The organism is Martelella radicis (genome assembly GCF_014196625.1).
Taxonomy (GTDB): Bacteria; Pseudomonadota; Alphaproteobacteria; order Rhizobiales; family Rhizobiaceae; genus Martelella; species Martelella radicis.
The window spans coordinates 1-24018 of the sequence record NZ_JACIDZ010000017.1 but is presented as its reverse complement, the minus strand read 5'-3'; the positions used below and the strand labels follow the sequence as shown (position 1 = coordinate 24018).

The 24018-nt window shown below is 60.2% G+C and carries 24 protein-coding genes, 1 tRNA gene and 2 pseudogenes; 7 read left to right on the top strand and 20 right to left on the bottom strand.

Annotated features, from left to right (window positions below):
• Positions 1-8 precede the first annotated feature (8 nt).
• The 7 genes from GGR30_RS20115 to GGR30_RS20085 are packed head-to-tail and all read right to left on the bottom strand — an operon-like array spanning position 9 to position 7401.
• The gene (locus GGR30_RS20115; RefSeq protein WP_425488369.1) at positions 9-776 is read right to left on the bottom strand and encodes an ABC transporter ATP-binding protein; all 768 of its coding nucleotides are present in this window, start codon (positions 774-776) and stop codon (positions 9-11) included.
• A 5-nt stretch (positions 777-781) separates the two neighbouring features.
• Positions 782-1534 (bottom strand): ABC transporter permease, encoded by a 753-nt coding sequence (locus tag GGR30_RS20110; RefSeq protein ID WP_183490391.1) that lies wholly within the window; start codon positions 1532-1534, stop codon positions 782-784.
• Positions 1535-1543: 9 nt separating this feature from the next.
• The gene (locus GGR30_RS20105; RefSeq protein ID WP_246414057.1) at positions 1544-2599 is read right to left on the bottom strand and encodes an NAD-dependent epimerase/dehydratase family protein; all 1056 of its coding nucleotides are present in this window, start codon (positions 2597-2599) and stop codon (positions 1544-1546) included.
• A 23-nt stretch (positions 2600-2622) separates the two neighbouring features.
• Positions 2623-3714 carry a dihydrodipicolinate synthase family protein gene (locus GGR30_RS20100; protein ID WP_183490388.1) on the bottom strand — a complete coding sequence of 364 codons (1092 nt, stop codon included), beginning with the start codon at positions 3712-3714 and terminating at the stop codon, positions 2623-2625.
• Positions 3711-5306 (bottom strand): acyl CoA:acetate/3-ketoacid CoA transferase, encoded by a 1596-nt coding sequence (locus tag GGR30_RS20095; RefSeq protein WP_183490386.1) that lies wholly within the window; start codon positions 5304-5306, stop codon positions 3711-3713. The genes GGR30_RS20100 and GGR30_RS20095 overlap by 4 nt, the downstream gene beginning before the upstream one ends.
• 1 nt (position 5307) lies before the next feature.
• On the bottom strand, positions 5308-6057 hold the full coding sequence (locus GGR30_RS20090; protein ID WP_183490383.1) for an enoyl-CoA hydratase/isomerase family protein: 750 nt from the start codon (positions 6055-6057) through the stop codon (positions 5308-5310).
• Positions 6058-6060: 3 nt separating this feature from the next.
• Positions 6061-7401 (bottom strand): FAD-dependent oxidoreductase, encoded by a 1341-nt coding sequence (locus GGR30_RS20085; RefSeq protein WP_246414056.1) that lies wholly within the window; start codon positions 7399-7401, stop codon positions 6061-6063.
• 123 nt (positions 7402-7524) lie between these two features.
• Between GGR30_RS20085 and GGR30_RS20080 the strand changes: the two genes are divergently transcribed.
• On the top strand, positions 7525-8181 hold the full coding sequence (locus GGR30_RS20080) for an FCD domain-containing protein (protein WP_183490380.1): 657 nt from the start codon (positions 7525-7527) through the stop codon (positions 8179-8181).
• Positions 8182-8209: 28 nt separating this feature from the next.
• Here GGR30_RS20080 and GGR30_RS20075 read toward each other — a convergent pair whose 3' ends face one another.
• Positions 8210-9229 (bottom strand): LacI family DNA-binding transcriptional regulator, encoded by a 1020-nt coding sequence (locus GGR30_RS20075; RefSeq protein WP_183490377.1) that lies wholly within the window; start codon positions 9227-9229, stop codon positions 8210-8212.
• 178 nt (positions 9230-9407) lie between these two features.
• Here GGR30_RS20075 and GGR30_RS20070 point away from each other — a divergent pair, with 178 nt between their 5' ends.
• The 5 genes and pseudogenes from GGR30_RS20070 to GGR30_RS23765 form a co-directional block, all read left to right on the top strand.
• Positions 9408-10355, top strand: coding sequence for a sugar ABC transporter substrate-binding protein (locus tag GGR30_RS20070; protein ID WP_183490374.1), 948 nt, complete (start codon positions 9408-9410; stop codon positions 10353-10355).
• Positions 10356-10380: 25 nt separating this feature from the next.
• Positions 10381-11928: a sugar ABC transporter ATP-binding protein gene (locus tag GGR30_RS20065; RefSeq protein ID WP_183490371.1), complete on the top strand. Its 1548-nt coding sequence runs from the start codon at positions 10381-10383 to the stop codon at positions 11926-11928.
• 16 nt (positions 11929-11944) lie between these two features.
• On the top strand, positions 11945-12940 hold the full coding sequence (locus GGR30_RS20060) for an ABC transporter permease (protein ID WP_183490368.1): 996 nt from the start codon (positions 11945-11947) through the stop codon (positions 12938-12940).
• Between the two features lie 18 nt (positions 12941-12958).
• The gene (locus GGR30_RS20055) at positions 12959-13789 is read left to right on the top strand and encodes an N-acyl homoserine lactonase family protein (protein WP_183490365.1); all 831 of its coding nucleotides are present in this window, start codon (positions 12959-12961) and stop codon (positions 13787-13789) included.
• A 140-nt stretch (positions 13790-13929) separates the two neighbouring features.
• A pseudogene (locus tag GGR30_RS23765) lies at positions 13930-14133 on the top strand (transposase); the annotation flags it as partial.
• 290 nt (positions 14134-14423) lie between these two features.
• On the opposite strand, the gene GGR30_RS20045 reads toward GGR30_RS23765, so the two are convergent.
• The 9 genes from GGR30_RS20045 to GGR30_RS20005 all read right to left on the bottom strand — a co-directional run bounded on the left by GGR30_RS20045 (position 14424) and on the right by GGR30_RS20005 (position 20256).
• On the bottom strand, positions 14424-14699 hold the full coding sequence (locus GGR30_RS20045; protein ID WP_183490362.1) for a hypothetical protein: 276 nt from the start codon (positions 14697-14699) through the stop codon (positions 14424-14426).
• A gap of 176 nt (positions 14700-14875) precedes the next feature.
• Positions 14876-15076, bottom strand: a complete 201-nt coding sequence (yacG, locus tag GGR30_RS20040; RefSeq protein ID WP_183490359.1) for a DNA gyrase inhibitor YacG — start codon at positions 15074-15076, stop codon at positions 14876-14878.
• Positions 15066-15698: a Maf family nucleotide pyrophosphatase gene (locus tag GGR30_RS20035; protein WP_210288119.1), complete on the bottom strand. Its 633-nt coding sequence runs from the start codon at positions 15696-15698 to the stop codon at positions 15066-15068. The genes yacG and GGR30_RS20035 overlap by 11 nt, the downstream gene beginning before the upstream one ends.
• Positions 15699-15734: 36 nt before the next feature.
• Entirely contained in the window at positions 15735-15953 is a 219-nt protein-coding gene (gene infA, locus GGR30_RS20030; RefSeq protein ID WP_024708546.1) for a translation initiation factor IF-1, read from the bottom strand.
• 255 nt (positions 15954-16208) lie between these two features.
• A complete protein-coding gene (locus GGR30_RS20025; protein WP_183490353.1) occupies positions 16209-16682 on the bottom strand; it encodes a UPF0262 family protein in 474 nt (157 codons plus the stop codon).
• A 2-nt stretch (positions 16683-16684) separates the two neighbouring features.
• Positions 16685-17989 carry a histidinol dehydrogenase gene (hisD, locus tag GGR30_RS20020; RefSeq protein WP_183490350.1) on the bottom strand — a complete coding sequence of 435 codons (1305 nt, stop codon included), beginning with the start codon at positions 17987-17989 and terminating at the stop codon, positions 16685-16687.
• A 55-nt stretch (positions 17990-18044) separates the two neighbouring features.
• Entirely contained in the window at positions 18045-18485 is a 441-nt protein-coding gene (locus GGR30_RS20015) for a DUF2948 family protein (protein WP_183490347.1), read from the bottom strand.
• 118 nt (positions 18486-18603) lie between these two features.
• The gene (gene murA / locus GGR30_RS20010; protein ID WP_183490344.1) at positions 18604-19896 is read right to left on the bottom strand and encodes a UDP-N-acetylglucosamine 1-carboxyvinyltransferase; all 1293 of its coding nucleotides are present in this window, start codon (positions 19894-19896) and stop codon (positions 18604-18606) included.
• Between the two features lie 180 nt (positions 19897-20076).
• The gene (locus GGR30_RS20005; RefSeq protein WP_183490339.1) at positions 20077-20256 is read right to left on the bottom strand and encodes a hypothetical protein; all 180 of its coding nucleotides are present in this window, start codon (positions 20254-20256) and stop codon (positions 20077-20079) included.
• Positions 20257-20408: 152 nt separating this feature from the next.
• Between GGR30_RS20005 and GGR30_RS20000 the strand changes: the two genes are divergently transcribed.
• Positions 20409-20483, top strand: a tRNA-Thr gene (locus GGR30_RS20000).
• A gap of 493 nt (positions 20484-20976) precedes the next feature.
• On the opposite strand, the pseudogene GGR30_RS23760 reads toward GGR30_RS20000, so the two are convergent.
• The 3 genes and pseudogenes from GGR30_RS23760 to GGR30_RS19980 all read right to left on the bottom strand — a co-directional run.
• Positions 20977-21996 (bottom strand): annotated as a pseudogene (locus GGR30_RS23760) (recombinase family protein); the annotation flags it as partial.
• Between the two features lie 51 nt (positions 21997-22047).
• Positions 22048-22359 carry a hypothetical protein gene (locus GGR30_RS19985; protein ID WP_183490336.1) on the bottom strand — a complete coding sequence of 104 codons (312 nt, stop codon included), beginning with the start codon at positions 22357-22359 and terminating at the stop codon, positions 22048-22050.
• A gap of 268 nt (positions 22360-22627) precedes the next feature.
• Positions 22628-24018 (bottom strand): hypothetical protein (locus GGR30_RS19980; RefSeq protein ID WP_183490334.1); only part of this gene is annotated, 1391 nt, incomplete at its 5' end.

The window sequence follows — 24018 nt, the reverse complement described above, 5'->3', positions numbered from 1 at the left end:
AACCAGTTTCAGTTCAGTCCGAGCAGATGGTAGATGTCGCGGGTATAGGCGCCGAATTTCTCGGTCGTCTTGACGTCGAGCGTTCGGGGCTCCGGCAGCTCGATATCGAAATGCGCCGCCATGCGGGCAGGGCCTGCAGTCATGACGGCGACCTGCGAGCCGAGGAACACCGCTTCCTGAATGCCGTGGGTCACGAACAGGATCGTCTTGCGGCTTTCCTTCCAGATGCGCAGGAGTTCGAGGTTCATGCGCTCGCGCGTCAGGGCGTCGAGCGCGCCGAAGGGCTCGTCCATCAGGATGAGGCGTGGATCGTGAACCAGGGCGCGGGCAATCGAGGCGCGTTGCTGCATGCCGCCGGAAAGCTGCTGCGGGTAGGCGTCGGCGAATTTCGCAAGGCCGACCATGTCCAGAAGGTCGGCGGCGCGTTCGCGGCTTTCCTTTTGAGGCAGGCCGAGGATTTCGGCGGGTAGAAGTACATTGTCGATGATGGTGCGCCACTTCAGAAGCAGCGCCTTCTGGAACACCATGCCGACATCCCGGCCGGGGGTGAACGGCGAGTGTTCATTGCCGATCTCGATCGTGCCTTCGGTGGCCTTGTTGAGATCGGAAAGGATCGACAACACCGTCGACTTGCCGCAACCGGATGGCCCGACGATCGAGACGAGCTCGCCCTCCCGGATTTCGAGCGAAACGTCCTGCACGGCAAGGAATTCGCTGCCGCCGACATTGAACACCTTCTTGACGCCATCGAGCCTGATGAAGGGCTTCTGGTCCATCTGGGTCATGCCGCTATCTCCTTGCGCGTGATGAAGATGTATTCGAGCACCAGCACGAAACCGTAGAGCGCCATGCCGATCGCCGTGATCAGAAGCAGTGCCATCATCATCGCGGGTGTGTTCAGCGCGTTCTGCTGGATCAGCAGGAAATTGCCGAGCCCCTTGTCGGAGGCGATGAACTCGCCGACGACGGCCCCGGCGACCGCCAGGATGGCGGCAACCTTCATGCCGGAGAACAGATAGGGCAGGGAGCCGGGAAGCTGGATCTTGACGAAGATCTGCCAGCGGCTGGCCTTCAGCGCCTTGACCAGATTGATGAGGTCGGGCTCGACCTCGATCAGTCCGCGATAGGTCGTCAGCACGATCGGGAAGAAGCAGATCGTGAAGGCGATGATCATGTTGGGGACGATGCCGTAGCTGAACCAGATGATGAACAGCGGCGCCATCGCCACTTTCGGCACCATGTTGAGCGTGACGAGCAGGGGCATCAGCGAATTGTTGAGAGCCGGGATCCACACGAACAGGACCGAAAGCGCCACGCCGACGACAACCGCCAGCGCATAGCCGCCGAAGATCTCGAGTGTGGTCACCCAGATCTGCATGCCCCAGTTATAAGACCCCTCCGAAAGCTCGGCGATGGTCTGCAGCGGTGTGGGAAGGATATAGGTCGGCACATCGGCGAGCACGACGACCGCCTGCCACAGCAGGATGAAGCCGATATGGGAAGCGATGGCGTAGGAATAGTGGCGTAGGGTCATGGCGTTGGCTCAAAACTCACCGGAGCGGACTTCGAATTTCGACGGCTTGCCATGGACGGGCTTTCCGGTTTTCACCCAGTCGGCCACCCAGCGGACCATCGGATCGACCGACACGACCGGATTGCCGAAAATGCCGTTCGCCTTGTCGCAGTTCACGAGCAGGCAATTATCCTGTTCCGTGCCGGTAAAGCGTGGCTCGATGCCGAAGGCCTCGCCGAAACGGTTGGCGAGATAGCGAACCGACATGGTCTCGGGCCCGCCGACATTGATCGGGCTTGCCGGCACTGTGCACTGGCCGAGCATGCGCAGGAACTGGGCGTTGGCATCGCCCTGCCACATGATGTTGACATGGCCGGTCGCAAGCGGAACCTCCTTGCCGGCGAAGACCCAGCTCGCAATCTCCTGCATGACGCCGTAGCGCGGGTCGATCGCGTAGACGAAGCGCATGGCGCGCCCGGGCGTGTCGTATTTCTTGGAGAAATGCTCGAAGGTGCGCTCGCGGCCGACGACCGAATTGGCGTATTCGCCGGGGCGGGCCATGGGCAGGTCCCGCTCCGTCACGCCGCCGTGAAGCGGGTTCGACCAGGGATAGACATGGATCGTCGAAAAGGTCACCAGCCGGCTGTCGCGAAAGGCCTCCGCGGTGATTTGCGGCGCGATCGTGTTCATCGCCCAGAGAAAGTCCTCGCGGCCGCGATAGTCGAATTTGAGGCCGGCCATGTAGATGACATTGGCGACCTTCGGCAGCGCGTTCACCGCCTCCCGGTCAAGCAGGTCGCAGGCGATCGTCTCGATGCCCCAGGCGTTGAGGCGTTCCTCGACGCCTTTTTCGGAAAAGCGCGACACGCCGATGACCCGCTTGTCGGGGCAGGCCTTCTTGGCCATGCGCGCCATGGTGACGCCGATCTTGCCACCGACGCCGAGGATCATGATGTCGCCGTCGAGCGCGTTCAGGTCCTCGACCACCTCGGCCGTCGGCACCGACATGAAATCCTCGAGATGCTCGACGTCACGAAATGTGTCCGGAAACATGCCGGGATGAAGGGTCTCAATCGTCTTGTTCATTTCGGTTTCCTCCCAAACCTGTTTCATCGCTCAAGCGGATTGGCGGCGGCGTCGCCGCTCAGCCAGCGCGTCAAATTCTTCTTCACAAAGAGGTCGTCGTTCATTTCGGGATACATGGCATAGACCCGGTCGATCTGTTCGCTCTGGCCGGGGCTCAGGATCTCTTTCTCATCAAGGCACCAGGTTCCGGCGGCCAGTCCCTGGCGACGCAGCACTTCCAGGCAGCCCGGAATGCATCCCGCCAGATTGTTCAGCGCGTCGTAGATGGCGAGATTGCAGTCGGTCACCACGCTGTCGAGCGCCAGCACGTCTTCGGGAATGGCTGCGCCATCGGGAATGGCATGGATGCGCTCGAGCTGTTCCACTGCCTTTTCCGCCCACACGCTCCAGTGCCCCAGAAGGCCGCCGCGAATGCGCAGCCTTTGCTCGCTCTTGCCGTCGGCCGATCGCACGACGAAGGGCTGGACAAGGTCGAGGATGATGTGATCGTCATTGCCGGTATAAAGCGTGACGCGATCCTGAGCCCCTGCGTCACAGACCGCGCGGACGATCTCGATGGTGCGATAGCGATCAAACGGCGCCATCTTGATCGCCACCACATTGTCGATTTCCGCAAAGGCGCGCCAGAAATCGTAGGAGAGATGAAAGCCGCCGACCTCGGGCAGAAGGGCGAAGCCGACCACGGGCATTTCGGCGGCGATGGCACGGCAATGGTCGAGGATTTCGGTTTCCGACTGGCCTTTCAGGCGCGCAAGATTCAGGAGAACCGCATGATAGCCCAGCCCGCGCGCGATGCGGGCTTCATTGAGCGCCTGCTCGGTCCTGCCGGTGACGCCGGCAACCATCAGAAGCGGCCGGTCGGTCCAGGCGTAGGCCGTTTCCGCGGCAAGGCGCAGGACCGGCTCGTAGAGCCCGACATCGCGGATGGCAAACTGCGTGGTGTGGACGCCGACCGCCATGCCGCCGGCGCCTGCATCGACATAGTATCGGGTGACCGCGCGCTGGCGCGCCTCGTCAAGCTTGCGTTCTGCGGTGAGCAGAAGCGGGTGGGCGGGCAGGACGGTGCCCTTTCTCAGGAGGGCACGAGAGCCTTCGGGGATGTCGGTGAACTTCATGCGTCTGCACGCTCCTCTTTCAGCGTTCGGGCGAAGTGCTTTTCGTCCATGAGCGGCAGGGGATCGCTGATCCTGACCGGCGCGAAATCCATCAGGTCGAGCACCTGGCTCTGAAGGTCGATGCCCGGGGCGATCTCGATCAGTTCAAGCCCGTCCCCGGCGCAGCGGAAGACGGCGCGCTCGGTGACGATCAGGGCCTCCTGGCCGCGTTTGCGCACCCCCTCCTCGACCCGATAGGTGACGGACGCCGCCGCGTTGACGAATTTGCGGACCTTGCCCTCCTGCAGGATTTCAAGCCTGCCGTCACTGACATCGGCCTTCAGTCCACCGGTGGTGAAGGTGCCGGCGAAAATCAGCCGTTGCGCATTCTGGGCGATATCGATGAAGCCGCCGGCGCCGGGATTGGCCTTGCCGAACTTCGAGACGTTGACCACGCCGTCGCTGTCATATTCGGCGAAGGAGAGCGCCGTGAATGTGCACAGCCCGCCGTCGATGACATCGAACTGGGTCGGACCGTCAAGCAGCGCGTCCGGGTTGATATTGGCGGAGAACTGCCAGCCCGGCATGACGATGCCGCCATAGGCGCCGTGTTCTGTCGTTGCCGGATAGTCGTGGATCGCCTCGCCGGCAAAAAGACCCTGCTCTGCCATGACCAGAGGCACATCGGTCGCCGCGCCGAAACCGTAGATCGCAAGCTCCTGGCTGCGGACCTCGGCGGCGATGCGGTTCGCGATGATCCTGTCCGCCGAAAAGGGCGGCGGCTCGAGCGTCGTAAGATCCCGGCGCTGGCCGCCGAAATAGGCCGGCTCATAAGCCACATCCGTGGTCATCATCATGTCTTCGTCCACGACGATCTGGTCGACGAAGACGCCGGGCAGGCGGTTGACCGTCGCCGGCCGGCTGTCGGCCTCGACGATGCGCCGCACCTGAACGATGACCTTGCCGCCGCTCGCCTTGGCGGCCAGCGCCAGCGCGATATTGGCGGTCGTCAGCGGTTCGTCCTCCCAGCTCAGATTGCCGTATTTGTCGGCGCTGGCGGCCCTCAGGATCGCGATATCGACCGGCCATGTGGGATAATAAAGCAGTTCCTCACCATCGATCTCGATGACCCGGATCAGGTCGTCCTTCGCCTTTTCGGTAAACTTTCCGCCGCCCAGTCTCGGATCGGCATAGGTGCCGAGACCGACGCGGGTGATGTAGCCGGGCGACTTGCGCGCGACCTCGCGCAGCCAGTGCATGGAAGCGCCGATCGGCCAGCTATAGGCCTCGACCCTGTTTTCGCGGATCAGCCGCATCAGTTCGGGGCGTTTGCCGGTCTGAGGGTCGACGGGGTTGATGTAGCTTCCCGAGACGATGCGTTTCATCAACCCTTCGCGGGCCACGTGGTCCATGCCCTTGATGCCCATGGCATCGCCGGTGCCGCAGGGGAAATAGAAGGTGAGGTCGCCGGGCGAACCGGTCTTTTCGAAGCGCGCGCCGAGCGCCTTCAGGATGGCGTCGGGCGTGACCCAGCCGATTACGCCGGCGCTTGCGACGGTTGCGCCGCTCTTGATATTGGCGACGGCCTCCTCGGCCGTGACGATCTTCTGCATGTCATTTCACCGTAAATCTGGAGAGGACGGCTTTCGCCGCCACACTTTCACAATCCTGCGCGAAGAGCCTGCCCGCTTCCGCATCTTTGCGTTCGGCATCGGCGCTCGCCGCGATTTCGAAGAACCGCTTGGCCGAGGCGACGGCATTGGCAGGCAGAGCCGCTAGCCGGCCGGCCAGCGTGCAGGCGGTCTCAAGCGCGGCGCCGTCGGGGGCGACCGCATCGGCGATGCCAAGTCGTCTGGCCTCGTTCCCGTCGATTTCCATAATGCCCCAGGTGATGAGGCGGGCATTGGCGGCGCTCGTGCGGGCAAGAAGCGCCTGCAGCCCCCATGGCGGCAGCCAGCCATTGCGCACTTCCGGCATGTTCCATTTCGCGCCTGCCGCCGAGACGACGATGTCGCAGGAGACGGCCAGGATGAAGCCGCCGCCGAGCGCATAACCTTCCACCGCCGCGATCACCGGAATCGGAAGAAGCCCGATCGCGCGCGCGATCCGCGCTGTCTCGGCCTCGTGTTCGCACATGTCCGCAACGGACAATCCGCCAAGTTCTTTCAGGTCCGATCCTGCGCAGAAGGCCGGCGGTGCGCCGGTGAGCACCACGGCGGCGCATTCGGGGTCGACGGCAAGAGCCTTCAGATTTTCAAACAGCGCGGCCATGCTTGTCGCGCCGAGTGCGTTGCGGCGCGCAGGGCGGTTCATGGTGAGAATGGCGAAGCCTTCGCGCCTTTCGACAGTGATTTCCTCGCTCATGCCTTACCCGTCCAGATGCGCGTTTTCACGGTTGAGGATGGCGCGGATGTCGGCCCCGGAAATGTCGCGGGGCGCAATCCCATCCTTCACCGAGATCGTCGCCGCGTGGCCGATGGCATGACCATAGCTGAAGCACTGCGCCGTCACCCGGGCAGAGGCGACCGCCTCGTGCTCGGCGGAAAGGCAGCGCCCGGCGACGAGCAGGTTCTCGCCCCTCTGAGGCACGAAACAGCCGTAGGGAATTTCGTAGACGTCGTTCAGCAGCCACTCGACCTTCGGCTTCGCGCCGGCGTGGAGCTCGATCGGCCAGGGCGAGCGGGCAATGCCATCGCCGAATTTGGTGCCGCCGGTCACATCGGCATTCATGAGTTTTGTGACGCCTTCGACCTGGCGGGTCTGACGGACGCCGACTTGCACCGCCATGTCATTGACGAAGGATGTCTCGCAGCCGGTGAGGTGATCGCGGAAGAAACGCGCATATTCGCGCGCCTGCCGGCGGCCCTGCGTCTCCGCCTCTGAAAAGTCGCGCCAGAAGAGAGGATTGAGCTCGCGTCCGTCGGCGCCGACGATGCGGGTGCAATTGCAGAGCAGTTCGCCGGGCCGCGTGGTCGGGAACAGCCAGATTTTGGCGCGCGGCAGGGCGTAGTCTCCGCTCTGATTTGCCGTGACGATCATTTCCGAAACCTCCGGCGGCATGATCGTGTCCTCGCCATAAGCGGCGCGGAACGCTGCGACATCCACGCCCTGCAGTCGGAAGATCATGGTCGGATTCTGAACGCGGCCATTGTCGCCGATGAAGCTCGGAAGGCCAGCCATGGCGACGAGATCGGCATCGCCGGAGGCATCGATGGTGCGCTTGGCGCGGATGTCGAGGGGGCCCTCCTTGGTCCAGACATGAACGCCCTCGATCCGGTCGCCCTCCATCAGCACCTCGGTCGCGACGGCGTGATAGATGACCGTCACGCCCGCCTCGCTCAGAAGATCGTCGGAAACCTCCCGCCACACGATGGGGTCGTGGACGCGGGTGAAGGTCTTGCCGTAGCGCACGGGTTCGCCGAGGCCACCGCGATCTTCCATGCGCGAGACGAATTCGCCGGCAAAGCCGAAGACCGCCGGGATGGGCCCGTTTTCAGGATTGTCGCTCGCCTCGTAAAGGCCGCAGATCGTGCCGGAATGCCCGGCAACCGCGCCGCCGCCGCAAAAGCCGTGACGCTCCACGATGATGACGGAAAGACCATTGCGGGCGGCAATTGTCGCGGCCGTCACGCCTGCGGCGCCGCCGCCGATGACGACCAGGTCGCAATCGAGCCGCTGGCGCTCTCGCGTGTCCATCGAAACAGGCATGGTTCCTCCTCCACAACCGTCTGATATATTACATGTTGATCTGATGACTATCTGTTGCGGATAACGAAGTCAACCGCTATGTTCTGGCAAATCGCACTGCCTTAGGGGGCGAAGGAGACGAGAGTGGAAAAAACGTCGGCAAACGGTTCCATGACGGATGTCGCCTATGACACGATTCAGAACCAGATCGTCACGGGCGCGCTCAAATCGCACGAGCTTCTGTCCGAAAGCGAGATCGCCCGCGAACTGAATTGCGGGCGTACGCCCGTGCGCGAGGCGCTGCAAAGACTGAAGTTCGAGGGCTTCGTCGAGATCCTGCCCAGACGCGGCATATTGGTGACCGCCGTTGACGTGTCGAAACAGCTCGAGCTCCTCGAAACGCGGCGTCCGTTGGAAAACCTCGTCGTCACCCTTGCCTGCAAGCGCGCCAGCGATGCCCAGCGTGAAGAGATGCGTTCGCTCGCCGACCGGCTGGAAAGCGCGATCGCGGAGGCTGATCGGTCCCGCTACCTGGCGATCAACAAGGCGATCCACCTGCTGGAGGCGGAGGCGGCCAACAACCGGTTTCTACAAAGCCAGATCAACGTCATTCACAACCTGTCGCGCCGGTTCTGGTTTTCCTTCATTTCCGACACGCATTCCTTTTCCAAGGCCGCGGTCTGCCATGCCGACACGTTGCGGGCGATTGCCGATGGCGATCAGGAGATGGCCGCAAGGCACAATTCCGGCCTCATGGATCTGCTGGAGGCGGTAACGCGGCAAGCCATCGATCAGCGCTAGCTGCTTCGCGCCGGCCCGCCACCGCGCGTCATTTTTCCGCAGGAGGCGGCGCGCAACTGTCGCCGAGCAGAAGCTCCGGCGGGAAGGTCACCCGGCGGCCCTGGATCTGCGTGTCCTCATTGCCGATCCGCTCCATCAGGAACCGGACCGCCTGGTCAATCATGTCCCCCATCGGATGTTCCGTGCGGGTGAGGCGGGGCCTTAAGCCCCCCACGCCGGGCAAGGTGTCGGTGGAGGCGATCGAAATATCTTCCGGACAACTGAGGCCGAGATCGTTGATCGCCCGCATCGTGCCGAGCGCCATCAGGCCGTTGGCCACATAAAGCGCCGTCGGGCGATCGGGTCTCTGCAATATTTCCATGGCGACGGAATAGGCGATTTCCTCGCGAAAATCGCCGGACCGGATATGTGCAGGATCGGGCTTCAAGCCGCGCTCCTCCATGGCCTGCATGAGGCCCTGCAATCGACCGGCGCCGGTGCTCAAGAAGGTGGGGCCGGTGATCGAGCCGATCCTGCGGTGGCCGAGATCCAGCAGGTAGCGCGTCGCCCGTCGCCCGGCCAGAACATTGTCGAGCGTGACAGCATCGAAGCGATTGTCGCCGATCTCGCGGCCGAAGAGAACGAGCGGCGGCGCGGCCGGGTCGCGCCAGAACTGCTGATAGCGCTCCGGACTGCCGATCGGGACGAGGATCACGCCGTCGCAGGACAGCGAGCGGATCCTGCCGAGGATGGTGCGCTCGTTTTCAGGCTTCTCGTCGCTGTTGAAGACGACGAGGCTGTAACCCCAGGCACTGACAGCGGACTCTGCGGCGCAGACCATGCGGGAGAAGAACGGGTTCTGCAGATCGGCAACCGCGAGCGCGATCAGCTGGCTGCGACCGCGCTTCAGGTTGCGGGCCGCCGACATCGGCGAGTAGTTGAGGCTCTCGACGGCCTCGAGGACGCGGGCGCGCAGGGCCGGGCTCACATAGGCCGTGTCGTTGACGACGGCGGATACCGTAGCCGGTGACACGCCGGCAGCCTTTGCAACGTCCTTGATGTTCGCCAAATTGGCCTCCGCAAAACGGTTCGCTGATAAAATCAAATCGATAAATAGAGCAAGTTCAGCGTATTCGAAAGGTTTTTCTTCAATTCAGTCTTGCCCGAAAGATAATTTTGGGCTTATCTGGCGAAACGTTTTTCTGGCGTTCGCCAGAGCGAAGGGTGGAGACCCAAGGGAGGAAAACATGAAAACCGCAATCTTCTCGGCGCTTGTCGCAAGCGCGCTTGTGGCGACGGCGTCGCCGAGCCTGGCCGATGACGGCAAGCTTCTGGGCATCGTCTCGATCGCAGCGAACGAGGCCAACAATGTTCGCTACATCAACGGCGCCAAGGCGGCTGCCGAAGAACTGGGATGGGATGTGGATGTCGTCGATGCGGCGGGCAGCGCCGACCAGGCCAATTCCGCGATCCAGAACTTCGCCGGCCGCGGCGCCGTCGCGATCATCGACATGGTGTTTCCCTATTCGTCGATCGGGGCAGGTCTTGCCGCCGCCGACAGCGCCGGCATCCCCGTCGTTACCTGGGGCGGCGGTCTTGGCCGCTCGGTTGCCTCGACCAATGGTTCAGGCGCGCCGATCGCCGCGCCGGTGATCGACAAGATGATCGCGGATCTCAACGGCAAGGGCGACATTCTGGCGCTGACCTATCGCACCGGCGAGGTTTGCCGCAATCGCGAAGTCCTGCTTGACGAAAAGCTCAAGGACTATCCCGATATCAATGTGACCAAGAACGAAGTTCGTATTCCCGGCTATCTGGAAGACGGCGCGCAATATGCCAATGCCTGGCTCGCATCGCGTCCGCCCGGGGACGAGAACCTGGCGATCTGGGGTTGCTGGGACGATCCGGCCATTGGCGCGATCGGGCCGCTGCGCCAGCAGGGGCGCACCGATGTCGAGGTCTATGGTGTCAACGGCAATGCCCAGGCGCTTGAGAATATCCGTCGCGGCCACATGACCGCCACCGCCTGGGAGGACAGCTACACCGAAGGCTATGATATGGTGATGCTGCTCGAGAAGATCATCGATGAAGGCGACGCCTGGGAGCCGAAAGCGGTCGAGGTTCCGGCCATTCTGGTCACGCAGGACAATATCGAGACGTTCCTGAAGGAGCATCCCGACGCCTACGGCAATTGAGGAAGGACCGGCAGGGGCCGTTCAAATGACTGACTTAAAAGCGGAAAGCGCAAAACAAAATTCAGAAGAACACGCAGTCTTTCTGGAAGCTGAAAATATCGTCAAGTCATATGGCGGCGTCCATGCGCTCAAGGGCGTTTCGCTCACGCTGCGCGCCGGCGAAGTTCACGGCCTCGTCGGCGCCAATGGCGCCGGCAAGTCCACCGTCATCAAGGTTCTTGCCGGCCTGACCCGCGCCGATGGCGGTCGGATCCGGATCGACGGGCGGGACGTCGAGGTGGCGACGCCGCACCAGGCAAGCGATCTTGGAATGAACTTCATTCATCAGGAACTTGCCTTCATCCCGTCCATGACCGTGATGGAAAACATCATGCTGGGCCTGCCCAAGAAGACCCACTTTGGCTGGGTCGACTGGGCGGCGATCGAAAAGGACATTGCGCCGATTGCCGCGCGCGTCGGCCTCAAGGCTTCGCTTTCGACCAATGTCAAAACCCTGTCGACGGCGGAAAACTGGCTGGTCAACATCTGCCGGGCGCTGGTGCGCAAGGCCCGCCTGATTGTGATGGACGAGCCGACCGCATCGCTCTCGGCCAATGAGGCGGAGCGGCTGTTCGCGATCATCGAGGATCTGTCGCGTTCCGGCGTAGCGGTGCTTTACGTGTCGCACCGGCTGGATGAAATCATGCGGCTCTGCTCAAGGGTCACGGCGTTTCGCGATGGCCGGTCGGTCGCCTGCCTTGAAGGCGAGACGCTGACCAGGGAAAATCTTGTGGAGGCGATTGTCGGCGGCGCCGTCGAGCCGCTGGTGCGCGAGGAACGGCATGCGATCGACGGTCCGGTCGCGCTTTCCGTCAGCGGGCTCAAGCGCCTGCCCAGGGTCAGGGGCGTTGATTTCAGCCTCAGGAAGGGCGAGGTGCTGGGCATAGGCGGTCTCGTCGGGGCAGGGCGCTCCGAGCTTGCGCGCCTGATCTACGGCGCTGATCGGGTTGACGGCGGGAAGATGGAGTTGAACGGCATCCCCTTCGCGCCGCGTTCGCCGAGCGAGGCGGTTCACAAGGGGCTGGGCTTCGTGCCCGAGGAACGGCGCTCCGAGGCTTTGCTCCTGACCAAAAGCCTCGCCTTCAACATGCAGATCGCCAATCTTTCCAATATCATACGATCTCCGGCTCTGCCGCTGATCGATTATCGTAAGCGCCGGACGAAAAGCGAGGAAATCATCCGCGATCTCGCGATCAAGACGGATGGCGTCGATACGCCGGTGGGCCGGCTTTCGGGCGGCAATCAGCAGAAGGTGGTGATCGGCCGCTGGCTTTTGCGTCGGCCGGACGTGCTCATTCTCGATGAGCCGACAAGGGGCGTCGATATCGGCGCGCGCGGTGAAATTCACCGGCTTATCCGCGATCTGGCCGCAGAAGGCATGGCGGTGCTTGTGATCTCTTCCGAGCCTGATGAGCTGCCCGATCTATGCGACCGTGTGCTCGTGATGGTCGAAGGCCTGATCACGCGGGAGCTTACCGGCGAAGAGATGAACCGCAACGCCATCATCGAGGCAAGTTACGCTCAGGCGTCATAATTTCAGGAATGATCAGATGACTGATACCAATGCGGGCAACCGCAGACTTTCCGCCCAGGCCAAGGCGCGACTGGGCTTCTTTGCGCGTTACGCCACCATTATCGGCCTCTTCGCGATGATCGTGCTGTTTTCGTTTCTCTCGCCCAACGCCTTTCCGACGGTCTACAATTTCACCAACGTGCTGAACCAGGCGTCGCTGACGATGATCATCGCCAGCGGGTTGACGATGGCGGTCATCGTCGGCGAGCTCGACCTTTCCGTCGGTTTTGCCGCGAGCCTGCATGGCATTCTGGTGACGGGCCTGATCGTCAGCACCGGGCTGCCGATCCCGGTCGCCATCATCGTGGTGATCGCCGCGGGCGCCTTGGTTGGTCTGGTGAACGGGCTGGTGGTCACCAAGCTCAAGGTCAATTCGGTGATCGCGACGCTCGGCATCGGCACCATTCTGACGGGGCTTGCCTTTGCCTATTCCGCGGGCGTGCCGATTGTTTCCGGCGTTCCGGACGCCTTCCTCGACATCTCGCTCGGACGCTGGCTGTTCGGCATTCCCAACAATATCGTCTTCATGGTGCTTGTCGTTCTGGCGCTCTGGGTGCTGGTCGAACACACGCCCGTCGGCCAGGAAATCCAGGCCGTCGGCGGCAATCCGGCGGCCGCGCGTCTGGCCGGCATTTCGGTCGATCGCATCAAGATCCTCGGCTTCGTCATCTCCGGCATGTGTGCCTCGCTGACAGGCATCCTGCTCGCCTCACGGCTCGGTTCGGGAACGGCAAGTGCTGCCGACAGCTATCTGCTGACGGCCTTTGCCGCCGTATTCCTGGGGTCCGCGACGTTGCGCGACGGCGAATTCCATATCTTCGGCACGGTGATCGGCGCTCTCATCATCGCGTTCGGTTTCAATGGCCTCAACATTTTCGGGGCGCCGACCTTTTCGCAATATGTGCTGCAGGGCGCGATTCTGATCGTGGCCGTAGGGCTTTCGAGCCTCGGCCGGTCTCTTGCCGAAAGCTGAACCATAAAGGAGATTCGAATGACCAATACGCTCTGGGATGTCCACGTTATCGAATATGCGCGCTCCAAGGACCAGCTTGTGGCCGGGATCATTCACGGCGCGCATGACGGCGGGGTTGTCGATCTGCCGTTTTCCTTCGTTCTGGCTCGCAGCGCTGGCAAGGTCGTGCTGATCGATACCGGCTTCCTGCGTGAGGGCAGCGGCGCCGCCTTCGCCGAGAAATTCGGGATACCCCACTGGATTTCGCCACTGACCATGCTTGCCGAACTGGGCGTCGAGCCTGACGACGTGACCGACGTTGTGCTCAGCCACGCCCATTTCGACCATATGGGCGGGCTCGGCGCCTATCCGAAGGCGAAGATTCATCTGCAGAAGAAGGAATATCTGAGCTGGATGGAGATTCTCGCTTTGCCGCCGCAATTCGCCGTGCTGAGCGAAATCATCAACCCGGACGATATCCGCACGGCCTATGACGCCTCGCTCGAGCACCGGCTCAATCTGGTGGACGGTGATCATGACGACTATTTTCCCGGTCTCGATCTGCGTCTGGGTGAGGGGCACACGCTCGGCCAGCAATTCGTCATTCTTGAAACGGAACGCGGACGGGTCGTGGTTGCCGGCGACTGCATCTACGGCAAGCGCAATATCTGCGGGCACAACAATGACGGCGTCTACGCGCCGCTGGCTAATGCCGCCGGCAGCACATGGGATCAGTTGAAAGCCATCGACAACATCAACAAGGCGATCGAAGGCGATCTCAGCCGCCTGATCATCCTGCATGACAGCGACCGCTGGCCCCATCTGGATCTCGTGAAGGAAATCGAGGGCTTCGGCATTTTCGAGGTCTGAGCCGAACATCAAAGTCCGATGCCGTGCCTGCGACTTACCCAGACCCCCGGGCCGTATCGCCTTGGCCAGCCTCAGGATAAAAACCCAACCACGCTATTGAATAGAGTTGTATTTCTGATTCAACGCCCCGAACGGAGGCTTTGACTACGAAAAACGGGTTCTGCTTGAGTGATGAGCAATGGTCGGTGATTGAGCCGTTGCTGCCCGAGAATGCTGCTGGCGCGCGTCGTGTCGATGATCGCCGTGTCATCAGCGGCATCAGCCATGTCCTTCAGTCAGGTTGCCGGTGGCAGGATTGTCCATCACAATACGGGCCGCCAACGACAATCGCTTTCACCGATGGTCGGGCCGACGTATCTGGCACCGCATCCTGGCAGCCTTGACCGCGATGGGTGCAAGCGAATTCCAGGCGATCGACATCACGACAGCAAAGGCGCATCGCTCGGCAGGCCCGCCTGCAAAGCCGGAAACGTCATCGAAGGAATGCTCTGCCGTTTGAAGGATTGGAGGCACGTCGCAACGCGCTACGACAAACTTGCCGCCAACTTCGCTTCAGCTATCGTCATCGCCGCAATCATAATCCGGTGGGCGAGATGATTGAGCCTCGATCCTAGAGCAGGGCCCTTTTCCTGATTCAGCTTGGCGCGCCGATGAAAATGTTCACCAGCGCGAAGAGGCCGACGAGGCTTGCCGCGAAGAAGCACAGACTGCCGAAAATGGTCAGCCAGAGGGCCCAGTTCGTGCTTTTGTTTCGCGCATGTTTTGAAAGATAGATGATCCTCGCCTCGTCCGCGCCCCATCTGGTCATGGCGCGCAATCGATTGCCGAAATCAAATTCCGGCACGTCGATGACGTTGGCATCCGCTGTCGTGGCGGCAGAATCCCGGCGGCTTGAGATTTTCCGTCTCACTGCCTCGCTCCCTTGTCGTTCCTGTTCCCGTCCGCTGGACGAGAACCTCCCTGGCTACAAGTATAGAGCAGTTCGTTTCAAAAAACGATCATAAATTGTAGTCAGGGTGCTGTGCGAACGGGAAAATTCACCGGAAAATGAAAGCGATAGGAATCTGCACCACTAATGGTTGCTTCCTATTGATCTTCGTCACCTGGTTTTGATTCGTCCTCGGCGACGGGAATGGCGTAGGATCCGGTAAGCCAGCGCGAAAGATCGAGCTGGCGGCATCGGTCGCTGCAGAACGGGTAGTTCTCCCGCGTGGAGGGACGCCCGCATTCCGGACATTTGCGGGGTTTTCTCAAAGGCTCGACGCGGGCGTCGTTGTCAGTGCCCATCTTCGCTCCAACGTTCCTGTATGTCATAGCCACGGCCGGAAAGCAGTGTCTGCGTTTCGTAAAGCGGCAGGCCAACCACGGCCGAATATGAGCCGACGAGATGTTCGATGAAGGCCGCCGCGCGCCCCTGAATAGCATAGGCTCCAGCCTTGCCCCGCCATTCGCCGGAGGCGAGATAGGCTTCGATCTCCCTTTCGGAAAGATGTTTGAAGCTGACGCGGGTTTCTACGATGCGCAGGCTTTCGGTTGCCTCACCGGCGATCCTGACGCAAAGACCCGTGAATACGCGGTGATTGCGGCCCGAAAGAAGAGAAAGGCAGGAGATCGCCTCCTCTTGGCTCTCGGCCTTCGGCAGGATACGCCGTCCAACGGCAACCACCGTATCGGCGGCGAGAACCGCGGCTCCGCTCCATGCCGCGTCATTGCCTAGCGCTTCGGCGACAACGCCGGCCTTGTCGCGAGCCAGCCGTCCGGCCAAAAGCCGGGGCATCTCCCTTGCGGCGGGCGTTTCGTCGATATCTGCGGGAAAGATCCGGTCGGGCGTCACGCCGATCTGGGCCAGAAGGTCCACCCGGCGCGGAGAAGCCGATGCCAGGACAAGTTTTGTCTTTGCCACGGTCAAACCCGTTCCCGAACGCTTGAAAGGAGGCAAGCGCTTCTACTTGAAGCGATAGGTGATCCGGCCCTTGGTCAGGTCGTAGGGGGTCATTTCCACCAGAACCTTGTCGCCGGCGAGAACGCGGATACGGTTCTTGCGCATGCGGCCGGCGGTGTGGGCGATGATCTCGTGGTCGTTTTCAAGCTTCACCCGGAATGTCGCATTCGGCAGAAGCTCGACGACGACGCCCGGAAATTCCAGTACTTCTTCTTTAGCCATTTAGTTCGTTTCTTTTCTTCTCTGCGTCCGGGATCGGCCCGAACGCTTCAATCCCCGCCCGGCCGATTGCCGGCATGACAGACGGGGACACTGTTGCTTCAATGATCTGCAGCGTATCGGCTGCGCTTGAAAACAAACGCGCGGCGCTGCTGAATTGCGGCGAAACCTACACAATAGTTCAACGTTTGTGAACCATGTTTGCTCCCGCCGTCGTTTTTTGTTCACGTGTCGTTCGATGGCCTGCGACGCAAGGGCTCAGCCGCGCCAGTAGAGCACGCAGAACAGCGTGAAGAGACGCCGCGCCGTATCGAAATCGAGTTCGATCTTGCCTTTGAGGCGGTCCTGAAGGGTCTGCGAGCCTTCATTGTGGATCCCGCGCCGGCCCATGTCGATCGCCTCGATCTTGCTCGGGCTCGCCGTCTTGATCGCCTCGTAATAGCTCTCGCAGATCATGAAATAATCCTTCACGATCCGCCTGAACGGGGTCAGCGACAGGATGTGGGTCGCAACCTTGTCGCCGTTTTCGAGCGTGATGTCGAAGATCAGCCGTTTTTCGATGATCGAGAGCGTCAGCTTGTAAGGGCCGCCCGGATGACCGACAGGGTGGAAGTGGTTCTCCTCGAGCAGGTCGAAGATGGCGACAGCACGCTCATGCTCGACATCGGGCGAAGCGCGGCCGATGCTCTCATCGAGAACAACGTCACTCAGCCTGTATTCGCCCGTCGTCATGTCTATTCCTTGCGATTGAGGCGGATGGCAACCGATCGTGCATGCGCGCCCAGACCCTCGCATTCTGCAAGCTCAATGGCCGATGGCGCAAGTCTATTCAGCTGTTCGGGCCCCAGACGAAGGATGGATGTGCGTTTCATGAAATCGAGAACGCCGAGGCCCGATGAAAACCGGGCCGAACGGGCGGTCGGCAGGACGTGGTTGGAGCCGCCCACATAGTCGCCGATGGCCTCGGGCGTATAGTGCCCGGCAAAGATCGCGCCGGCATTGCGCACTTTCGGGATCAGCGCTTCCGGGTCATCGACCGCAAGCTCCAGATGTTCCGGCGCCACGCGGTTGGCAAGCGAAAGCGCGGTATCGAGATCAAGAACAGAGATGATCGCGCCATAGTCGCGCCAGCTCGCCCCGGCGATCTCGCCGCGCGGCAGGGTCTTCAGCTGCCGTTCGACCGCCTTCTCGACAGCCTCGCCGAGCGCCTTGTCCGTGGTGATCAGGATCGACTGGGCGGCGGTGTCATGTTCGGCCTGGGCCAGAAGGTCGGCGGCGATCCAGTCCGGATTGTTGTCGCCGTCGGCAATCACCAGCACTTCGGAGGGGCCGGCGATCATGTCGATGCCGACCGTGCCGAAGACGGCGCGCTTGGCGGCCGCGACATAGGCATTGCCGGGGCCGACGATCTTGGAGACCGGGGCGATGGTTTCCGTGCCGTAGGCGAGGGCGGCCACCGCCTGCGCGCCGCCGATCCGATAGATCTCGGTGATGCCTGCGATCTTGGCCGCAGCCAGGACTGCCGGGTTGATCTTGCCCTTCATCGCCGGCACGACCATAACGACGCGCTCGACGCCGGCGACCTTGGCCGGCACGGCATTCATCAGCACCGAACTTGGATAGCTCGCAGTCCCGCCCGGCACGTAGAGCCCGACGGCCTCGACAGCCGTCCAGCGATGGCCAAGGGTAACGCCGATCTCGTCCTCATAGGAATCATCCGGCGGAAGCTGGCGGGCATGGTGCTTGCGGATCCGTTCCTCGGCCAGCCGCAACGCGTCGATGACCTTCGGGTCGACGGCGGCGATTGCGGCCTCAATCTCCTCCGTGCCAACCTTCATCGGCGTGGCGGGATCGGAAAAATCAACATCGTCGAAGCGCGCCGAATAGGCGGCAAGCGCAGTATCGCCGTTTGCGCGGATATCGGCGATGATCGCATCGACGGTATCGCCGACATCCTTGGAGACTTCGCGCTTCATCGACAAGAGCGCCGTAAAGGCGGTTTCAAAATCGTCGGCGGCTGTATCGAGCCAGATGGCCATGCTTGCCTCACTCAATCAGGTAGGAATTCATTCCGGTCAAAAAACAGGCGCTGCCTCAGCGCGGATGATGCGGCTTGCCGCGCGCTTCCCAGCTTGCCGAAAGATCGGCCAGCAGCACTTCGATACATTCTACATCCGCGACGATCTCGCCGCCGCCCGAAAGGGTGATGATCAGAGAGCCTTCCGGGCCTTCGCCGGTCTTTTCGAATGTCACCGAAAGCAGGTTGGAGACTTCGTCGTCGGCCTTGCGGTCGAGCCCGATGCTGCGCACGGCGGTAACCCGTTTGAACACCAGCGCCGCGCGCCGCCGTTCGGGCTTTTTGAAGAAGCCGCGCTTGTTTTCCCAGACGAACCGGTTGCACAGGAGCTGGAACTGGCCCGCCACCCTGGAGAAGGTCACGTCCTTCGACAGAAACACGGCATCCTGGACATGCGCCGAGATGATGGCGAGGTCTTCTTCATCCAGCGCCATGAGTTTCAGCTGATCGGTGGACATGACAAATTTCCCGGCGGGTTCGAGGTTTTTAACCGAGATAAGGCGATAGCCGCCGTTTCGCAACCATTGTGGTGCCGGGAATGCCCGTGTCGACAGGAAAATGATGCCGTGAGCGGCCTCAGTCGCTGATCCGCTCGACGACCGCGCCGCAGCGCGTGAGCTTTTCTTCCAGCCGCTCGAAGCCGCGATCAAGGTGGTAGACCCGCGACACGGTCGTCTCGCCCTTGGCCGCAAGGCCGGCGATGACAAGCGAGACCGAGGCGCGCAGGTCGGTCGCCATCACCGGCGCGCCGTGCAGTTCTTTCACGCCCCTGATGGTCGCCGTCTGGCCGGAAAGCGAGATGTCGGCGCCAAGACGGGCCAGTTCCTGAACATGCATGAAGCGGTTTTCGAAGATTGTCTCGACGATGCGCGACGTGCCTTTGGCCCGCGTCATCAGGCCCATGAACTGGGCCTGCAAATCGGTCGGAAAGCCCGGATAGGGTTCGGTGGTGATATCGACCGGGCGGATATCGTCGCCGTGGCCGACGATATGAATGCCGGTTTCCGTCGGCGTGATCTCGGCGCCTGCGGCTCTGATTGCCTCGATGGCGGAACTCAAAAGCGCGGCATCGGTGTTTTCCAGCGTTACTTCGCCGCCGGCCATGGCGACGGCCATGGCATAGGTGCCGGTCTCGATCCGGTCCGGAAGCACGGTGTGGCGGGCGCCGGAAAGCGAGGTGACGCCGTCAATGGTGATGGTCGGCGTGCCGGCGCCTTCGATCTTCGCGCCCATGGCCTTCAGGCAATTGGCAAGGTCGACGACTTCCGGCTCGCGCGCGGCGTTTTCCAGCACGGTCGTTCCGTTGGCGAGCGTTGCCGCCATCATCAGCGTGTGGGTGGCGCCGACGGAGACCTTCGGGAACACATAATGGCGGCCGATCAGACCGCCCTTCGGCGCCTTGGCCTCGACATAGCCCTGCTCGATCTCGATTTCCGCGCCAAGCGCCTTCAGCCCGTCGATGAAGAGGTCGACGGGGCGCGTGCCGATGGCGCAGCCGCCGGGCAATGAGACCCGGGCAATGCCCTCGCGCGCCAAAAGCGGACCGATGACCCAGAAGGAGGCGCGCATCTTGCGCACCAGGTCGTAGGAGGCCGTGGTGTCGGTAATCGTCGGGCAGTTGAAATGAATGGTGCGCGCATAACCGTCCTGCTGGCGCTCGCGCCGGCCATTGACGGAGATATCGACGCCGTGATTGCCGAGAATGCGCATCAGAAGTTCGACGTCGGCCAGATGCGGCACGTTCTCGAGCGTCAGCGTGTCGCTGGTCAGAAGCGAGGCGATGATCAGGGGAAGCGCCGCATTCTTCGCGCCGGAAATGGGAATGACGCCCTTCAGGGGATTGCCGCCGACGACTCTGATCTGATCCATTCCACATTTTCCGGGTTGGACCCGGCCTCTTCTTGAAAGCTTAGGCGCGTCTAAACGAAACGTCGGCCATGATCAATCGCAATGGTTGACAAGTTGTTGAGTGCACCGGTCAAAGCAGCGAAAAATGGCAGGTCTATGTTCCGGAGCGCTAAAATACCGGGAGTCCAGCGATCGCAGTTTTCAGCCTTCGTCCTTTTGCCGGGAGGCGGGCAGGCCGTCGGTCTCGTCGGCGGCGCCCTTGCGCCGGGCGCGCGACTGCTGTTTGCGCCGCATCAGGTTCTCGCGCAGTTTCTGCGCCGCCCGCTCCCGACGCTGCGTCGCGGCATCCGGTTTCTTCTTCTGTGGATCGGCGTTGTCCATCTCGCCACCTTCTCGCAAAGCATGCTTTCCGCCGAAATGCGGATAAGAGAAAAGAAATGTGTTTCCCGTCTTGCACTTGAAGCGGAGCTATGGCAATAGGCCGCTTGCCTGCACCAAACAGTGCCGGGCGCGCTTCGCAAGGCCGAAGTCGGGCTGCTATAGCTCAGGGGTAGAGCACTCCCTTGGTAAGGGAGAGGCCGAGAGTTCAAATCTCTCTAGCAGCACCATCTCATCATTTTGGTTGTTGAAACCAGCTAACACCTTGAATGGAAAGGTGGTTTCTGTAGTTCGATAACCGTTCTCCCGGCTATAGCGTAGAGGCTCTGAAAATGCCAATCTGAGCACTGTATGCTTCACGGCAAGAGACCCATTTTCGTATATATCCCAAGGCCTTGATAGGAACTGAAGGGAGAGTTCGATAAACTCTTCCAACCTCCCTTTGGGCGGGATGTAGTTTTCGACCCTTTCCGCCAGAATGATCTTGTCACGTTCCAGCCGTTCAATACGTTTCTCATACGCCGAAACCACCGATGGACTGTTCGCTTCAACAAGCCGATCCAAAACCCCCTCGATTTGGGCCTCAACATCCTTGAGCTGCTTTACGAGCGTCTGCTTTGCCGAATGAGCTTCGGCCAATCGCATTTCCCATGCATCGATGAACATCCTCTTCGCGAGTGCAAAGAAGCTCTTTGACGGTTGCATCCGCTTGAGAACTTCCGAAAAACCGTCTTCGATCTTCGCGCGCGGGATCGACTTGCGCTTTGACTCGCAGCCTCGGGTGTCGCAGAGATAATAGGCGTAATGCTTACGGCAGCCTTTGCTCCAGGCTGCTGTCATGGGTTTGCCGCAATCATCGCAGTGGACAAAGCCGCGTAAGGGAAAGTCAGCATTGATGTCTTTTCTAGCTGCGGGCCTTGCCCCTGCATCAAGATTTTCCTGAATGCGCGTATAGCTTTCAAAGCTGATCAGTGGCTCATGGTGACCTTTACGTAGACTGATGTTCCAGTTGGGCACCTCGATATAGCCCGCATAGATTGGCTGCTTGAGCATCTTCGTGACTTTCCATAGGCGAACCTCGCCATTTGGCAAGTCCTTGGGAAAATCCGGCTTACCCTCAAGGAAGCGTTTGACCTCTGCCTGAGAACGGAATCGGCCCATTGCGTAGCTTTCCAATGCTTCTCGAACAATGGAGGCCAACGGTTCGTCATGCACCATCAGCTTGCCGTGAATACGGTCAGAGGCGTAGCGATAGCCAACAGGGGCATGAAAGACCCAGTAGCCCTTTTCGACCCTTGCACGCATTTTTTGGATAACCTGGCGACGATTTTGTTCGCGCTCGAGCTCGCCTTGAGCAGCGATGATCGTTTCGATGAACTTACCTTCGGGCGTTTCATCGTCCAGTTTGAAGTTCAAGCACTCGATCCGCGCACCGCGCTTCTGAAATTCCCGGCGAAGCTTGATGTGGAATTCGGTATCGCGGGCGAAGCGTTTCAGGTCATCGAAGATGATGACATAGTTTTTGCCGGGCTGGGCATCTAGGAAGCTAAGAAGCGCCACCATGCCGGGCCGCTTCATGAAATCTCCGCCACCGGATGCGTCATCGGGGAACACCGCTTCGACGTCATACCCCTTAGAACTCGCATATTGACGGCATCGATGTTCCTGGCTTTCGAGCCCGCCACCTTCAGTTTTTTGCCGCGTTGACGACACACGGCAGTAAATCAACGCCTTTGGCACCATTTCCGGCTGTAATTTCACTTTTTCCAAGACTCCTCCTTTCTCGCGCTACGGTTATTCCACTTCGGGCGCGTTGTTAAATGTTTCAGCAATCTTCGAGTTCTCCGAGTATAGCCGCTCTGGCTTGCTTTCGGGCGGTGGATCGTTCGTTTCGTCATTCTGCCCACAGGCTTCTTGAACAGGATGCACCTCCCATCCAAGATCGACAAAACCCAAGATGATCGACCACATTGCTTGCAGAAATTCTTCTTTCTGCGCTTGGCTCATATTGGTGTTGTCGAGGTAAGATTGATATAGTCCAACATCGACTTGAACAGTCGGGCGGGCAGCTCCGTTGAAACGTTTGGTGGTCTTATCGTGCTCCACGGCATCTACCTTTCTCTTGAGAGGACCTGAAGTCTTTGCCAAAGTCCGTTAGATCGGTAGACTGTGTGGGTGTATCTGAGGCAGAAGCGTTGGTTCTTATGCGTGTATTGTTTTGCCCTTTCATATACCTATGATAGCATTCCAATATGGAAACATGCAAAAAGCGCTGAACAATCAGTACCTTAGGTGCGATACTATTCTAAAGTATAACAAGCACTTAGCTTATGTGGGGCGTATTCTCTGACTTGAAGAATTGCGACCGATACGATCAACTCTTCGGGCGTTCTTTTTCGAGAAAGCCCATCTGGCGCTGCGGGTCGTTAAACAGTCTGGGCTTGACGTAATTGTCGACGGTTAGATCAGGGTGGTTTTCCGGCAGCAGGCTGCTCAGCGCTTGAGTGGCTTTGTAGGCTCTTTCTATGTCAATGCATATGCCAATAGCGAATTCGTCGTCGTCGCGGTTTTCCAGCTTTTCCGCTGAGTGTCCGTAATAGCAATATTCATCGGCGATATGGACTTCCACCACATCGGCATCCTTGTCGTGTCTGTCTATCAGCAGTGTCATGACGTGCGGATAGCCGCGCAGGGCCATGTGGTCCGCAGCTTTGAGAGCAAGCTTTTCGGCGCGTGAGCCTTTCTCGTCGGCAACGGTGACGACGACAGCGTGTTTTCCAAGCATGACATAGGCGGAGGCTAAATCTATATCTTCCCGGCCTCTCATGTCGAAGCTGCGGGAGGATGCTTTTGGCGCACAATACCCCGTAAGAGCCATAAGCGTATGGGTGAGATATTTTATATTGCTCTGAAAGATTGTATTGTTTCGCTCGCTGAGACGGTGTTGTCTGACAGTGCGGTGCGCGCTGAATTCGTGAGGAAGTTGGTGACCGTATACACATCCCTTAAACAGATCAAAGCACATGAGTATCTGCGCCCGTTTATTACCATCGGTGCTCGGCGTACCGATCAAAACAGAAAAAGACTTTGGCAGACTGCCAAAACTGTCTCCGGGTTGGCTGTTGAGAAGCAAGTTGCGCCGATGCTCTTGAAGAAATAGATCGTAATGGGGCGTCTTGCCACCTTCATCCTTGATTATGATTTCGACAATTTCGAAACTGTTGCTCCGGAACGTCTGCTTGAGGTTGATCGCCATTATGCGCACAAAATCTTGCTGGGCCATACTGAATGCATCGGTTTTGTCGATGAAGGATACAAAGCGGATTGTGTCGGTAGGGGCATCCTGAAGCGCATCGAAGTCAAGCGAACATTCTCTATCAAAAACCTCGATACGATCCGCGTAGTAGCCAATCTGCGTCCCTAACATTGGAGAAGAACCGAGCTTTTGGCGACATTCGGCTGCAGATTCCAGAGCCGGCAGGTGCGGATAAAAGTATCGTTCAACGACGAGAGCCGGACACCATGGCGTAAGGAGCCTCGTTTTCACTAAGTGGGCCATAGGATGGGCGGTTGCTTTTTGCGTGTCCTCGAAGGTTATCGGTAGGTATGTGGCGGTGTTGTAAACATCCAATCCTTTCGGTGGATCAACATAGCGAGGCAGTGAGAAAATTTTGTTGATTGCCACTGAGAACTGACCCGGTGTGGCCTGATATTTCCATTGAGAATTGACCCATGTTCCAACCTTCCCTCGCATGTTTTGAGCGG

Excerpts from the sequence above, each read along its gene's own strand:
- GGR30_RS20100 (WP_183490388.1), bottom strand. The coding sequence starts at position 3,714 with ATGAAGTTCACCGACATCCCCGAAGGCTCTCGTGCCCTCCTGAGAAAG.
- infA (WP_024708546.1), bottom strand. The coding sequence starts at position 15,953 with ATGGCTAAAGAAGAAGTACTGGAATTTCCGGGCGTCGTCGTCGAGCTT.
- GGR30_RS20015 (WP_183490347.1), bottom strand. The coding sequence starts at position 18,485 with ATGTCCACCGATCAGCTGAAACTCATGGCGCTGGATGAAGAAGACCTC.
- yacG (WP_183490359.1), bottom strand. The coding sequence starts at position 15,076 with ATGGGCACTGACAACGACGCCCGCGTCGAGCCTTTGAGAAAACCCCGC.
- GGR30_RS20065 (WP_183490371.1), top strand. The coding sequence starts at position 10,381 with ATGACTGACTTAAAAGCGGAAAGCGCAAAACAAAATTCAGAAGAACAC.
- hisD (WP_183490350.1), bottom strand. The coding sequence starts at position 17,989 with ATGGCCATCTGGCTCGATACAGCCGCCGACGATTTTGAAACCGCCTTT.
- GGR30_RS20095 (WP_183490386.1), bottom strand. The coding sequence starts at position 5,306 with ATGCAGAAGATCGTCACGGCCGAGGAGGCCGTCGCCAATATCAAGAGC.
- GGR30_RS20110 (WP_183490391.1), bottom strand. The coding sequence starts at position 1,534 with ATGACCCTACGCCACTATTCCTACGCCATCGCTTCCCATATCGGCTTC.
- GGR30_RS20005 (WP_183490339.1), bottom strand. The coding sequence starts at position 20,256 with ATGGACAACGCCGATCCACAGAAGAAGAAACCGGATGCCGCGACGCAG.
- GGR30_RS20085 (WP_246414056.1), bottom strand. The coding sequence starts at position 7,401 with ATGCCTGTTTCGATGGACACGCGAGAGCGCCAGCGGCTCGATTGCGAC.
- GGR30_RS20070 (WP_183490374.1), top strand. The coding sequence starts at position 9,408 with ATGAAAACCGCAATCTTCTCGGCGCTTGTCGCAAGCGCGCTTGTGGCG.
- GGR30_RS20105 (WP_246414057.1), bottom strand. The coding sequence starts at position 2,599 with ATGAACAAGACGATTGAGACCCTTCATCCCGGCATGTTTCCGGACACA.
- murA (WP_183490344.1), bottom strand. The coding sequence starts at position 19,896 with ATGGATCAGATCAGAGTCGTCGGCGGCAATCCCCTGAAGGGCGTCATT.
- GGR30_RS20055 (WP_183490365.1), top strand. The coding sequence starts at position 12,959 with ATGACCAATACGCTCTGGGATGTCCACGTTATCGAATATGCGCGCTCC.
- GGR30_RS20115 (WP_425488369.1), bottom strand. The coding sequence starts at position 776 with ATGGACCAGAAGCCCTTCATCAGGCTCGATGGCGTCAAGAAGGTGTTC.
- GGR30_RS20060 (WP_183490368.1), top strand. The coding sequence starts at position 11,945 with ATGACTGATACCAATGCGGGCAACCGCAGACTTTCCGCCCAGGCCAAG.
- GGR30_RS20090 (WP_183490383.1), bottom strand. The coding sequence starts at position 6,057 with ATGAGCGAGGAAATCACTGTCGAAAGGCGCGAAGGCTTCGCCATTCTC.
- GGR30_RS20025 (WP_183490353.1), bottom strand. The coding sequence starts at position 16,682 with ATGACGACGGGCGAATACAGGCTGAGTGACGTTGTTCTCGATGAGAGC.